This window comes from Flavobacterium buctense, assembly GCF_014486695.1.
Taxonomy (GTDB): Bacteria; Bacteroidota; Bacteroidia; order Flavobacteriales; family Flavobacteriaceae; genus Flavobacterium; species Flavobacterium buctense.
Genome location: NZ_JACTAB010000003.1, coordinates 304954 through 319357 on the forward strand (window position 1 = coordinate 304954; position 14404 = coordinate 319357).

The window sequence follows — 14404 nt, forward strand, 5'->3', positions numbered from 1 at the left end:
ATCAAAACCTATCGGCATTACTTTCATAGGCTACATACTTGGTGTATTCAAAGGTTTCTTTGTTAATCAAATACAAGTTTCCGAAGTAACATCCGACAAGATAAAACGAATCCAATTTTTTGTTGTCCTGAATTTTTACCTCAAAATTATTGACAATATCAATGTTTTGGGTAAATGAAATGGAATCACCAATGTAAGTTCCGTATTCATAATCCCATGTCCCTTCCATTCTACCGGGCAAAAATAGAAACCTATCTAAAACCAAAATGGTCAATACAAAAAGAAAGATTGGTATTATTTTAACTCGGTTTTTCATCTAAATACTCAATCGAAAATCCTCAATTACCGGATTCGCCTTGCCGTAGTCAATTTCTTGAATAAATAATTCTACCGGTTTACTCGTTTGAATACTCGGCAATACATTGGCTTGATTGTTATCTCTGATTACCACATTAATGCTGGCTTCTTCGAGTTTTTCTTTTAAAGTAAAAGCAAGAATCGCTTCCCCTGAAAATATTTTTATTAATCCCATTTCTATTAGTTATAAGTTATGAGTCCGTTTTACTGAACACTCCCGAAGCTTCGGGACTAAACACTGAGCACTATTCCTCTTCCTCCATTTCGAAGAAAAGCGGTTCAATCATTACTTTTTCGGCCAATACTTCTACTCTTTCTGTTATTTGGGAACAAAAGAATAGACGCTGTGTTTTTTCGATACTGTTGGATAATCTCAACACAACAGCATCCATTCGGTTTCTGAATAATATTTCGGCATCGTCTACGATAAACATTTTGATCGTGTTGATATTAAAACCGGCCGAAGAAAACATGGCATTAATTTTATTGGGAGTTCCGATAAGAATATCTAACCCCATGGAAATGACATTTTTGTCATAATCGATATCGCCTTTATCATGTACGCCAAGAATACTTAAATCATGATAAGTGCCATATTTCAGAAACATTTCTTCCATTTCCAACACGCGTTCTTTGTTTTCTACCAAAATTAAAACCCGGGTACTTTCACCTATGGATTTCTCCATACGTTGGATTACATTTAGAACAATGGTGGTCGTTTTACCTGTTCCACCCGGCGATTGAATTACACCATCGGCACCACTTTTAATGGTTGAAAACGTCTCTTGTTGCATTTCATTGGCTTCGGTTAGTCCGTGTTCTATGAGTGCTTGTTGGAGTAGTGGGTTTATTTTTTTTAAGTTCATTATTTAAGGGATAAATTAAAAGGGAATAGGGATTAGACTTATGCCTTATCCCTATTCCCTTATCTCTTTATTTACTGGCAAACAGTTTCACATCCATTTCCGAAATCTCGCTTCCGCCCAAAATAATCAAGCGTTCCACTACGTTTCTTAGTTCGCGGATGTTTCCGGTCCAGTCGTATTCTTGCAATAATTTGATGGCGTCTTTTGAAAATACTTTTGGGGCGTTTCCTTGTTCTTCTGCAATTTTAACTGCGAAATGTTCTATCAACAAAGGAATGTCATCACGCCTGTCATTTAAGGAAGGCACTTTGATTAAAATTACGGCCAAACGATGGTACAAATCTTCTCTGAAACGACCTTCGGCTATTTCCTTTTTCAAATCTTTATTCGTTGCTGCAACAACACGTACATTGATTTTTATGTCTTTATCAGCACCGACTCTTTGAATCAAACTTTCCTGTAACGCACGTAGTACTTTGGCTTGTGCCGACAAACTCATATCGCCAATTTCATCCAAGAAAATCGTTCCGCCATCAGCCGCTTCAAATTTTCCGGCTCGGTCTTTTACAGCAGAGGTAAAGGCTCCTTTTACGTGACCGAATAATTCGCTTTCAATTAATTCGGATGGAATGGCAGCGCAGTTAACCTCAATCATCGGCGCATTAGCCCTTTCGCTTTTTTCGTGTAATTGATGAGCAACCAATTCTTTTCCGGTTCCGTTTGGTCCCGTAATTAGTACACGAGCGTCGGTTAATGCTACTTTATCAATCATCTGTTTGATTTGATGGATGGGTTCACTTTCGCCTATGATTTCGTAGTTTTTAGAAACTTTTTTCTTAAGGATTTTGTTCTCAACAACCAGTTGCTTTTTGTCTAAAGCATTGCGAACCGTATTTAATAACCGATTTAAATCGGGTGGTTTTGAAATATAATCAAAAGCGCCTAATCGCATTGTATTTACAGCCGTTTCCAAATCGCCGTGACCGGAAATCATCACCATCGGAATTTCGGGTTTGATTTTTTTTACGGCTTCGAGTAATTCTTCACCACTCATTTTGGGCATTTTGATGTCGCACAAAACCAAGTCGTAATCTTCATTTTTAATTTTTTCGAAACCTAGTTTTCCATCTTCGGCTTCTTCTACTATATAAGTGTCGCTTTCTTCGGAAAGTATTTTGATCAATACTCTTCGGATGGTGGCTTCGTCTTCAATGATTAATATTTTGGGCATTGTAGTGATTAATTGGATAAGAATGCAAAGTTAATCATGTAAAGCATTTTATCACTATATAAATACAAGAATCAAGTAATTTTATTTGATTATAAAGACATTAGTAAACTTTGAAAAACCAAATGGTCGCCTGCATTTTCTTGAGCTATGGGTTGAAACAAATACCAAAGTAGGAAATCCAATAAGTACTCTTTATTTTCCGGTAACGAAATAATCTTTGTTACTATCGTTCCACCATTGGTTTCCAAACTATAAGAAAGCAAATCGGAATCTTCATTAGTTATCACAAATTCGGCTAAAGGATTATTTCTGATTTTAAGTAGCAGTTTTGTGTTTTGGTAGTCCAAGGTAGTCTGACTGGAAAACCATTTATCAGTATAGCCTTTTAAAACACTAACACCTTTGTAGTCTGCTATTTGAAATTTATCTTTCCAAAAGCCAAAATGTTCAATGGTGTATATTTGACCCTCAATATTGAAAATCGCTCCTCGTTTCCAGTTGGAATACTGCAGTTCTAATTCTCCTATCTTCTTTTCTCCTACTAAAAAAAGGTATTTTCCTTCGGCTATCTTTTTCCAATTTCGATTTGGTTCCATGACTACTTTTTTTTCAAATTAGTACACCACTTAAAAAAATAGTTACACCTTTGCTAACTGTAAGAAAGAGAATTGATGAAATTTTACAATTCCTTTTTATTAACTTTACTTTATAAAAATATAGCGATGTCAACAGCAAAAAAAGATTACAAAAGAATCACCACCAAGTCACTTTTTGACATGAAAGCCAATGGCGAAAAAATATCGATGCTTACAGCTTATGATTATACCATGGCTAAGATTGTAGATACGGCGGGCGTTGATGTAATCTTAGTAGGTGATTCTGCGAGTAATGTAATGGCCGGTCACGAAACGACTTTGCCCATCACTTTAGACCAAATGATATATCACGCCTCTTCAGTTGTTAGAGCCATTGAAAGAGCCTTGGTTGTAGTCGATTTGCCTTTTGGAAGTTACCAAAGTGACCCAAAAGAAGCGTTGCGTTCAGCCATCAGAATTATGAAAGAAAGTGGCGGACATGCTGTAAAATTAGAAGGTGGAAGCGAAATCAAAGAAAGTATTAAACGAATCTTAAACGCCGGAATTCCGGTTATGGGTCATTTAGGTTTAACACCACAATCGATATACAAATTCGGAACTTATACCGTTCGTGCCAAAGAAGAAGCTGAAGCAGAACAATTAATTGAAGACGCCAAATTATTAGAAAAACTAGGCTGTTTTGCCTTAGTTTTGGAAAAAATTCCAGCCTCTTTAGCGGAGAAAGTAGCTAAAACGATTTCGATTCCTGTAATTGGAATTGGAGCCGGCGGTGGTGTTGACGGACAGGTTTTGGTGATACACGATATGTTGGGGATGAACAATGAATTCAGTCCGAGATTCCTTAGACGTTACTTAAACTTATACGAACAAATGACTTCGGCTATTGGGAATTATGTGTCCGATGTGAAGTCGAGTGATTTTCCTAATAAGAACGAGCAATATTAATTAGACTTCTTAGACAAGTTAGATTGTTAGACTTCTTAGATAATCAGATATGCATAGATATAAGGAATTGGAGATTTGGAAGAAAAGCAGATTATTTTGTTCTCAGATTTATGCTATAACCTCTAAATTTCCTAGTGATGAAAAGTTTGGTTTAACCAATCAATTGCGTCGTGCATCAGTTTCTATTCCATCGAATATCGCTGAAGGTTCTTCAAGAAGTTCAAATAAAGATTTTTCCAGATTTTTAGAAATTGCCATTGGTTCAGCTTATGAAGTTGAAACACAACTTTTAATTGCTTCTGATTTAGGCTTTGTCAATACTGAAGAATTAGAGATTATTGCTAATGAGTTAAATGAAATCATCAAAATGATTTCTCGATTCCGCACGACGTTAAAAATCTAACCTTTCTAAGAAGTCTAAAATGTCTAAGCTATTTTCAAATAAAGATAACCTCCAAATTCTTCACGAAGACAATCACATCATTGTGGTGAACAAACGTGTTGGTGATATCGTTCAAGGCGATAAAACCGGAGACAAACCGCTTTCTGAAGTTGTTAAAGAATACCTCAAAGAAAAGTACAATAAACCCGGTGACGTTTTTCTTGGCGTGGTTCATCGACTAGACCGACCTACTACAGGAATCGTTGTTTTTGCCAGAACCAGTAAGGCTTTAACCCGATTAAACGAAATGTTCAGCAACAGAGAAACGCAGAAAACGTATTGGGCTGTTGTAAAAAACAAACCACCAAGAACAGAAGACAATCTTATTCATTTTCTGAAAAGAAATGAAAAAAACAACACTTCCAAAGCACATCTCAAAGAGGTTCCTGAAAGTAAAAAAGCAAGTTTAGAGTATAAAATCATTAAGGAGCTCAACAACTATTTTGCTTTAGAAATCAAACTTCACACGGGAAGACACCATCAAATCAGAGCACAATTGTCGGCTATTGGTTGCCCAATTAAAGGCGATTTAAAATACGGATTTGACCGTAGTAATCCTGATGGTGGCATTCATCTTCATGCCCGGAAATTGGTTTTTATCCATCCGGTAACCAAGAAAACCCTTGAAATCATTGCGCCTACACCAAATGAAGTGATTTGGAATGCTTTGTAAACTAAAATAACTACTTTTACGTTTATAGTTAAGTTAGGGTTTTTGAAATCCCAACTGTTATAAACCTAAATCTATCCAAATATGAAGAAAATCATTTTGACCGTCAGTCTTTTTGTTGGACTTAGCACTTTTGCTCAAGACCACTTTTCAGGCATCAGTACTTCCAGCCGTATAGGTATTTTGAATGCCAATATCAATCCGGCCGAACTAGCCAATTTGTCTAAAAAATTTGAAGTCAATATTTATGGGTTAAGTTTTAATGTGGCCAATAATAAAATTGCCTTCAGTGATTTTAATTCGGATACCGATTTTGAGCAACTGCTTTTTCAAGGTTCAAGTCCGGTAAACGCCAGAATAGATACCGAAATACTCGGTCCCGGATTTGCTATGCGTTGGCAAAAATGGGGTTTTGCCATTACCACAAAAGCCCATGCCAAATTTGATATGGTTGACATTGACCCAACTATTGGTAATGCAATAACCAATGATAATATCCTTTTGAACACAACCCTTTTAGATAGTCCGAATAACCAACGATTAAGCGGAACTTCCTATGGAGAAGTGGGTTTGTCAGCGGCGCGAACTGTTTTTGAAAACGAAAACCACCGCTTTAGTGCAGGCGTAACACTTAAAATATTATTTCCGGGTTCATACTCTAACTTTGGTTTAAGTCAATTAAACGGAACGGTAACAGAAAATGCCAGCGGTGCCTATTTAACAACCAATTCGCCTGCCACTCTAAACATCGCCTATTCAGGTAATTTGGCGGATAGTTTTACCAACTTTGATGATTACAGTAAATCCATTTTCGGTGGATTAAATGGTTTTGCCGGAGATATAGGTTTTAATTACCAATGGAAAAAAGGAAAAGATTATAAGTTGAATGCCGGTTTGGCCATCAGAAACATCGGAAGCATGTCGTTTGATGACAGCAACAATGCATCAACCAATTATGTTTTAGACATCCAACCAACTATTCAAAACCCACAAGGATTGGATTTGAGTTTGTTTGAAAATGTGGACAATTTGAGTGACGTGGAGGAAATTCTATCTAACAATGGCTACTTAACTGAAACCAGTGGACAAACCAATTTCAAAGTAAAATTGCCAACGGTGCTTTCCACTTATGCCGATTTTAGAATCATTTCTAAAGTATATGTTACGGCTTATTGGCAACAAAAATTAAACGAAGATAATGGGAATGATCAAATTACGGTGCCCAATATTTTCAGTATTACACCAAGGGTAAATTTAGGATTCTTTGAAACTTATATCCCGGTCAGTTTTAATGAAATTTCGGGAACTAATATTGGTTTCGGATTTAGATTAGGCGGTTTCTATCTTGGAACAAGTTCCTTGGTATCAGCTTTAATCAGCGACAGCAAACAAGGGGATATTTACACCGGATTCCGTTGGGCTTTTCTGTAACAAAATTTAATTCGTCTGTAAAAAAAATCATATATTAGCCTAGCTAATAGTACCAATCATGATTTTTAAAACGGACCTCGATTACAGAAAGCAATCGTTACTAAAATTACTAATTACCGTTCAAAAACAGGAGCAAAACATTATCAAAGCTTTGCATGACGATTTCAAAAAACCAAGTTTTGAAGCCGTGTTTACAGAAACTGATTACATCTTAGCGGAATTAAAACATACGATTAAAAACATGAATAAATGGGCAAAACCGCAATGGGTTTTGCCTTCTCTTTTAAATTTTCCTTCTACCGATTATCTCTATAAAGAACCTTATGGCAAAATATTGATTATTGCCCCTTGGAATTATCCGTACCAATTGACATTAGCGCCATTAATCGCAGCGGTTGCGTCCGGAAATCAAGTAACCGTAAAGCCCTCAGAACTTACCCCGAATACCTCAAAAATCATTGCCGAAATTATCCGCGAAACCTTTGATAAAAACCATGTCGAGTGCATTGAAGGAGGCACTGAAGTGGCCCAAACTTTATTGGCTCAACGCTGGGATTATATTTTCTTCACAGGCAGTGTTGCTGTTGGAAAGATTGTGGCCAAAGCCGCTGCTGAACATTTAACACCGGTCACTTTAGAACTAGGCGGAAAAAACCCATGCATCATTGAACAAAGTGCCAATCTAAAACTGACTGCAAAAAGAATCGTTTGGGGCAAATTCCTAAATGCGGGACAAACTTGTATTGCTCCGGATTATCTTTTGGTGCACCAAAGTATTAAAACCAAACTCATCGCTTTTCTAAAAGAAGAAATCATTTTGGCTTACGGCGAAAACCCTGAAACATCAACTGATTTCGCGCGTATTATCAATGAAAAAAACTGGAAAAGACTGTTAGCGATTTTAGAAAATCAGACAGTTCTTATTGGTGGCCAATCAAACGCTGAAGATTATTATCTCGCTCCCACTATACTCGACAATCCATCTTTGGAAAGTTTGGTCATGCGAGAAGAAATTTTTGGTCCGATATTGCCGATTTTGAGTTATGAATCTGAACCCGATTTGGAACGAATTATTACCAAATTTGAAAAACCACTTTCACTTTATGTTTTTACTGAGCATAACACTTTTGCCAAAAAAATAATCTCAAAATATACCTTTGGCGGTGGTTGTATTAATGATACTATGATTCACTTTGCCAACAAGCGATTGCCTTTCGGTGGTGTTGGGCACAGCGGAATCGGAGCTTATCATGGAAAACTGAGTTTTGATCTTTTTTCACACCAAAAAGCCATCGTAAAAAAAGCCAATTGGCTCGACATCCCAATAAGATATGCACCCTATAGAGGGAAACTGAATACCATCAAAAAATTATTGAAGTGGTTTTCTTGAATATGCTTTTCAAAAAGTGAGCAGTATTCCTATTTTTGTGTATATTGTAATGCAAAAGTTATTATTTAAATTTAAATTGTTTAATTGGTCAAAAATATCTACTATACCTTGAGTTATCTTTTTTCATTTACCAATATTAATAGCTATATAATAATCTGTTTATTATTGATTATTTCTTTATTATTCTATGTGGCTATTCACAAAACTTTACAAAAAAAACTAAATCTTGGTAAAAAATACTCTGATTTTGAACCTAAAGAAGAACAATTCCGAATCTATTTTCTCTTTTTCGGGATTACTATTCCTTTAATTGAAACGATAGTAGATGTATTTGAATTACGTGCCAGACATCATGTTGCTGTCAATTTTACAGTTGGTGCATTGATGCTTTTGCTCTATTTTTTAAGTAGTAAATATGACTATTTTTATAAAAAAATCACCCTCGTTTTCCCGCTATTTTACCTTTGCTATTTTTGCTTCATTGGCTACAATTTGTTTTTTACACCTTATGAATTAATCTCTTATGCCAGTTTTATTGTTGCCTTTTTTCTGTCCTATTTTGTCATAAAAAATATCCTTCAATACTGGGTTTTTGTCTTAAGTATTTTTGCTTTTTTAATCTTTAGTTACCAAACAGAATTAATCGAAAGTAAATTGACCATTTTGTTGGTTTGTACCTTTCTGTCTACTGTAGCAATTCATATTTCAAGACATTTGGCCCTATTGGAAACCAAAAATAAATTCCTCTTTTCAGACATCATTGTCAATAATGGAAATTCGTTGATTATGACTACCAATAAAAAAGGGGAAGTCTCGTTTTGCAGCGAATCCGTGGAAACTATTTTAGGTTATACTGTAGAAGAAGTTATGGGAATGGGGTTTTGGAAATTAACCGAAGATCCCGAGTTTATTGGAGAAGCATATCACCAAAGCTTTGTGGATGAGCGAACGTATGTCAGAAAACTGAAATGCAAAAACGGCGACTATAAATTCATCCAATGGAAAGATAAAAAATACGCTGATGATGTAGTTATCGGTATAGGACAAGATGTTACAGAGCAAGTAAAAATCAAAGACCAATACCGAAGCTTAATAGAATCAGCTGCCGATTTAATCTATGAAATAGATTTAAAAGCCGTGGTAACTTATGTCAACCAATTTGCCGTAAAAACACTTCATTATGAAAAAGAAGATATTTTAGGCAAACATTTTTCCAATTTTGTCAGAACCGATTATTTGGAATATGTCACCGATTTTTATAAAGAAATACCCGAGACACGAGAATACAATGATTTGGTGTTTCCGTTATTAAAAAAAGAAGGGGAAACCATCTGGGTTTCTCAAAAAGTAACGCTCAAGAAAAATGATTTTGGTGAAGTCATCGGTTATTCAGCCATTGCCAGAGATATAACTTTGGTTAAAAATCTTGAAATCGAACATTACAATCGCAGTAAAAAAGTTAGAGTTCACAACGAAACATTAAAAATATTAACTTCACAAAGTTATTCTAACAAAGACACTTTCAGCGGAATTCTTAAAAACATACTCAAAGTAGCAGCAACAAATTGTACCATTGAAAGAGTCGGTTATTGGTCTTACATTCCTGAAGGATTGAAATGTGAAAGCATTTACTACTTGAAAGGCGACCGTTTTGAAAAAAACTTTTTCTTAGGCAGAGAAGCCTATCCCATTTACTTTGAAAACATCGAAACCGGGTTGCAAATTGTAGCTTCTAACGTTTATAACAACAGTATAACCCAAGAGCTATGTTATGATTATATTCCCAAGAATGACATCATGTCTTTGTTGGACACTCCAATATTCATCAATGGGAAAATAATCGGAATCTTGTGTTTTGAGAAAACAGATGCCTCTTTTGAATGGGACAATGAAGACATAAATTTTGCCCGATCAATCGCTGATTTAATAGCGATTGCCATTGAAGCACAATTATTATTGGAATCAGATAAAAAACTGTCTTACAAAAGTGAAATCTTGACTGTAATCAGTAAAAACATTGACAAATTTTTACTCAACAAAAATACCGATGAAATCTTAAAAGGCATTGTTAATGAAATTGGTATGGTATTAAAAGTAGATAGGATTTCATTTTTCGCTAAAAATGATAAAGACACACTTTTCTATCAAAAACACCGCTGGCTTGCTGCTGAAAAAGGATTCGCTCAGCCTAGAGAAGCACTGCAAAATATAACTCCCGAGATGCTTTCCTTTGTGATGAAGCATATGGAAGAGAATTATTATTATGCTGCTATAGTAAGAAAAATCAAAGACGAAACCACTCGAAAATTCCTCGAAGTATTTGAGATTAAATCGGTTTTGTTTCTACCTATATTTGTTAAAAATGAGTTGCACGGCTTTTTAGTCTTTGATGATTCAACCCTCGAGAGAGAATGGTCTATTGATGAAATTACAATTTTGCAATCCCTAGCCAACAACATTTCCTCTGCCTTTGAAAGAAATATCAATGAAGGAATTATCAAAGAAAGCGAAGAGAAATTCAGGCTTTTGGCCAATAACATTCCGGGAACCGTTCACCTATCAAAATATGATGAAAAATGGTCAAAAATTTACCTAAATGATGAAATAGAAAAACTAACCGGTTATCCCAAAGAAGATTTCCTTTCCAATAAAATATTCTATATCGATTTGGTACATCCGGATGATATTAAAATTGTACGTGATAAAGCTGATGAATTATTTAAAGGCAAACAAAAAGTTCATTTAATCTATCGAATAGTCAATAAATCAGGGCAATCTATCTGGGTAGAAGAATTTGGCGAGCCTATTTTTAAAAACAATGAAATCGTATACATTGTTGGGATTTTCATCGACATCACCACCAGAATGGAAGCTGAAGAAGCCATTAAAGCAAAAAATTATGCCGAAGCTGCCAACAGAGCCAAATCGGAATTTTTAGCCAATATGAGTCATGAAATCAGAACTCCTTTGAATGGTATCATTGGATTTACCGAACTTTTGATGAATACCAATTTGGAAAACATCCAAAAAAAATACATGGACACCATCAACCAATCGGCGAATTCCTTGATGGAAGTAATTAATAACATCCTCGATTTTTCCAAAATTGAATCGGGTAAACTCGAACTCGATGTTGATAAAATAAACATAACAGAATTGCTCAACCAAGTAGTAGATTTAATTCAGTATGAAGCCAATCTCAAAAATTTAAAGCTCAATTTAGTCATCGAAAAAGAGGCTCCAAAATTTATTTGGGTAGATTACATCCGCCTGAAACAAGTCTTAATCAACTTATTAAGCAATGCCGTAAAATTCACTGAAAAAGGGGGAATTGACTTAACCGTAAAAACTTTTAAAATAATTGATGAAGATAGCATTCAGTTACAATTTGCCGTAAAAGACACCGGAATCGGAATCAAAAAAGATAACCAATTAAAAATATTTGAAGCGTTCTCACAAGAAGACAATTCAACTTCTAAAAGATTTGGCGGAACCGGTTTAGGCCTTTCCATTTCAAACCAATTGTTGGGTTTAATGAACAGTAAATTGGAATTAAGCAGCGAACCTAATAAAGGAAGTGAATTTAGCTTTATTTTAGATGTAACGTATTCTAATTTATCTACAGAAAATGATAAATCAGTCGAAAAAACGACCAAATCAAGCGAATCCTCTACAATTATCAGTACCGCAAAAAAAATTATTTTTATTGTTGAAGACAATAAAATCAACATGCTTTTGGCCAAAACATTAGTCAAACAAATTTTACCAAATGCCGAAATCATCGAACTCGAAAACGGTAAGGAAGCCTATGAAAAAGTACAAACTTTGGTGCCCGATTTAATATTAATGGATATCCAAATGCCAATAATGAACGGCTATGAATCAACTACTGCTATTAGAAGTTTACCCAATACAGCCAATATTCCAATCATTGCCTTAACAGCCGGAACAGTGGTAGGAGAAAAAGAAAAATGTATTGAAAACGGGATGAATGATTATATCCCAAAACCCATAGACAAAGAATTATTAGAAAAAATTATTCGAGATTTAATGAAGTTAAACTAAATCATAAATATCATGAAATGGCAAAAAAAAGAAAGTGGTAATTTTGAAGATCGAAGAGGAATGTCCGGAGGTGGAAAAGCGCTTTTGGGTGGTGGAGTAATTGGTATTGTAGTGTTGTTACTCCAAATGTTTGGTGGAGAAACAGGACAAACCATTGGCAATATAATACAACAAACCCAAGGGACTGAAACACAAACTGAAGGAACTAAAACCCGAGAACTATCGGCGGAAGAAATAGAACTTGGTGAGTTTTCAAAATCTTGTTTTGTATACAACAATGAAACTTGGGCCAAAATTTTCCAAGAAAACAACATGGATTTTGAAGAACCCGGAATGGTTATTTTTGATGACGGCGTAAATACCGCTTGTGGAAGTGCTACTTCTGCTTCAGGACCATTTTATTGTCCGGGTGACAAAAAAATCTATATGGATTTGCGTTTCTTCGAAGAATTAAAAACCCGTTTTGGTGCTGAAGGCGGTGATTTTGCCATTGCGTATGTGATTGCTCATGAAATGGGACATCACTTGCAAACCATCATAGGAACATCCGGAAAAGTACGTCAATTGCAACAAAGTAAAAGCAAAACTGAAGCCAATAAATTGTCCGTTTGCTTAGAATTACAAGCCGATTTCTACGCCGGCGTTTGGGCACATTATAACAAAAATCTTTTAGAAGAAGGTGATATTGAAGAAGCATTGAGCGCAGCACATGCTGTAGGTGACGATGCTATTCAAAGTAAAATGCAAGGTCAAGTTACACCCGATAGTTTCACGCACGGAACGTCAGAGCAAAGAATGTATTGGTTTAAAAAAGGTTACAACTCGGGAGATATTAAACAAGGAGATACATTTTCAGCACTTTTGGATTAAAAAAACCAGTAAGTTGCAGCAAAAATCACAATTCGAAAATTAAAACTATGCTTTTTTGCATTTATCATAAATCGTGTTTAACACGTTAATTTTAAAGACAATTTCAAGTCATTTTGAGGTTGTCTTTTTTAATTTTGCAAAGCAAAATTGTAAAAAAAATGAAAGCAGGCATCGACAGTATCGCATTTGATATTCCACAATTATACCTTCCCATAACCACTTTAGCCGAAAACCGAAACATTGAAGCCGACAAGCTTATCAAAGGTTTGGGGTTGCACAAAATGAGCTTCCTTGATGTTCATCAGGATGTAGTGACTATGGCTTCGAATGCAGCATTAAAACTTATCCGACAAGAAAACCTGAATCCTTCAGAAATTAACCGAATATACGTTGGAACCGAAAGCGGAATCGACAGTTCGAAACCCGTAGCTTCTTACGTTTTATCTAATTTAGAAAATGTTTTAGGCGAAGGTAGTTTCAAAAATTGTGATGTAGTCGATTTGACTTTTGCCTGTATTGGCGCTATTGATGCATTGCAAAATTGCCTCGATTACATTCGGTTAAACCCAACTAAAAAAGCGATGGTAATTGCTTCTGACAATGCTAAATACGATTTGAATTCAACCGGAGAATACACTCAAGGCGCTGGATCAATAGCTATGCTAATCACTTCTGAACCAAGGATTTTGAGTTTTTCAAATGAAGTTGGTGTTTCAACACAAGGCGTATTTGATTTCTTCAAACCTCGTCGATTTGTCAGCAAAGAAGATTTACAATTAGAGCATAATCCGGAATGGCATGGTGTTTTAGAATGCGAAATAGCGATTTACAAAGAACAACCGGTTTTCGACGGACAATATTCGAATCAGTGTTACATCAACCGAATTTCGGAAGCCTACCAACATTACAAATCCGAAAGTAACCAAAGCGGTAAAGTTTATGAAAACTGGTCAAATATTTTAATGCATCTTCCCTATTGTTTTCAAGGTCGAAGAACCTTTATTGAAATTTTTGCCAAAGAAAATACAGAATTACTAGAAACTCAAATCGGAGAAACAACCAAAGACAAACTCAAAGCCTTAGCCAAAAGTCCGGAATATTTAGCCTTAGTCAATACAAAAATATTGCCGTCCGAAATCGCTTCGGGACAAATTGGCAACATTTACACCGGTTCCATTTTCTTAGGATTGTTATCCACGTTGTGTTATCATTTCCAACAAAAATCTGATTTGACGAATAAAAAATTCGGGTTCATTGCTTACGGAAGTGGTTCCAAATCAAAAGTCTTCGAAGCTGAAGTTGCTGCTGATTGGCAATCAGTCATCGAAAAAGTAAAACTTTTTGAAACTTTGGAACAAGCTACAGCTATCAATTTCTCAACCTATGAAAAATTGCATAAAAAAGAATTAAAACAATCGGTTTTGGCTCCGACAAACGAATTCTATTTGGAATCAATTGAAAAAGAAAATCCTGTTTTAATTGGCGCTAGGTATTACAAATATAATTAACAGTCGTAGTTAACAGATTAATAACTGCATACT

General features: G+C 35.4%; 13 protein-coding genes. 8 read left to right on the forward strand and 5 right to left on the reverse strand.

Translation table 11 applies throughout. The features are described from left to right. Window position 1 precedes the first annotated feature (1 nt). The 5 genes from ICG50_RS07180 to ICG50_RS07200 all read right to left on the reverse strand — a co-directional run bounded on the left by ICG50_RS07180 (window position 2) and on the right by ICG50_RS07200 (window position 3050). Window positions 2–316 carry a hypothetical protein gene (locus tag ICG50_RS07180; RefSeq protein WP_187660226.1) on the reverse strand — a complete coding sequence of 105 codons (315 nt, stop codon included), beginning with the start codon at window positions 314–316 and terminating at the stop codon, window positions 2–4. Next, the gene (locus tag ICG50_RS07185) at window positions 317–532 is read right to left on the reverse strand and encodes a putative signal transducing protein (protein WP_187660227.1); all 216 of its coding nucleotides are present in this window, start codon (window positions 530–532) and stop codon (window positions 317–319) included. It lies immediately after the preceding gene. A 70-nt stretch (window positions 533–602) separates the two neighbouring features. Continuing rightward, the gene (locus ICG50_RS07190) at window positions 603–1223 is read right to left on the reverse strand and encodes a DEAD/DEAH box helicase (RefSeq protein ID WP_187660228.1); all 621 of its coding nucleotides are present in this window, start codon (window positions 1221–1223) and stop codon (window positions 603–605) included. Between the two features lie 67 nt (window positions 1224–1290). Next, window positions 1291–2454 (reverse strand): sigma-54-dependent transcriptional regulator, encoded by a 1164-nt coding sequence (locus tag ICG50_RS07195; RefSeq protein ID WP_187660229.1) that lies wholly within the window; start codon window positions 2452–2454, stop codon window positions 1291–1293. A gap of 89 nt (window positions 2455–2543) precedes the next feature. After that, a complete protein-coding gene (locus tag ICG50_RS07200) occupies window positions 2544–3050 on the reverse strand; it encodes a hypothetical protein (protein WP_187660230.1) in 507 nt (168 codons plus the stop codon). Between the two features lie 126 nt (window positions 3051–3176). On the opposite strand from ICG50_RS07200, the gene panB reads away from it, so the two are divergent. The 8 genes from panB (at window position 3177) to ICG50_RS07240 (ending at window position 14371) form a co-directional block, all read left to right on the forward strand. Further along, on the forward strand, window positions 3177–3995 hold the full coding sequence (gene panB / locus ICG50_RS07205) for a 3-methyl-2-oxobutanoate hydroxymethyltransferase (RefSeq protein WP_187660231.1): 819 nt from the start codon (window positions 3177–3179) through the stop codon (window positions 3993–3995). A 49-nt stretch (window positions 3996–4044) separates the two neighbouring features. Beyond that, window positions 4045–4398: a four helix bundle protein gene (locus tag ICG50_RS07210; protein WP_187660232.1), complete on the forward strand. Its 354-nt coding sequence runs from the start codon at window positions 4045–4047 to the stop codon at window positions 4396–4398. A gap of 19 nt (window positions 4399–4417) precedes the next feature. After that, window positions 4418–5110 (forward strand): RluA family pseudouridine synthase, encoded by a 693-nt coding sequence (locus ICG50_RS07215; protein WP_187660233.1) that lies wholly within the window; start codon window positions 4418–4420, stop codon window positions 5108–5110. Window positions 5111–5191: 81 nt separating this feature from the next. After that, entirely contained in the window at window positions 5192–6538 is a 1347-nt protein-coding gene (locus ICG50_RS07220; RefSeq protein WP_187660234.1) for a DUF5723 family protein, read from the forward strand. 58 nt (window positions 6539–6596) lie between these two features. Continuing rightward, window positions 6597–7928, forward strand: coding sequence for an aldehyde dehydrogenase (locus ICG50_RS07225; protein WP_187660235.1), 1332 nt, complete (start codon window positions 6597–6599; stop codon window positions 7926–7928). A gap of 165 nt (window positions 7929–8093) precedes the next feature. Then, the gene (locus ICG50_RS07230) at window positions 8094–11993 is read left to right on the forward strand and encodes a PAS domain S-box protein (protein WP_187660236.1); all 3900 of its coding nucleotides are present in this window, start codon (window positions 8094–8096) and stop codon (window positions 11991–11993) included. 12 nt (window positions 11994–12005) lie between these two features. Next, window positions 12006–12863: a KPN_02809 family neutral zinc metallopeptidase gene (ypfJ, locus tag ICG50_RS07235; protein ID WP_187660237.1), complete on the forward strand. Its 858-nt coding sequence runs from the start codon at window positions 12006–12008 to the stop codon at window positions 12861–12863. 158 nt (window positions 12864–13021) lie between these two features. Further along, window positions 13022–14371 (forward strand): hydroxymethylglutaryl-CoA synthase family protein, encoded by a 1350-nt coding sequence (locus ICG50_RS07240; protein WP_187660238.1) that lies wholly within the window; start codon window positions 13022–13024, stop codon window positions 14369–14371. The last annotated feature ends 33 nt before the right edge of the window (window positions 14372–14404 follow it).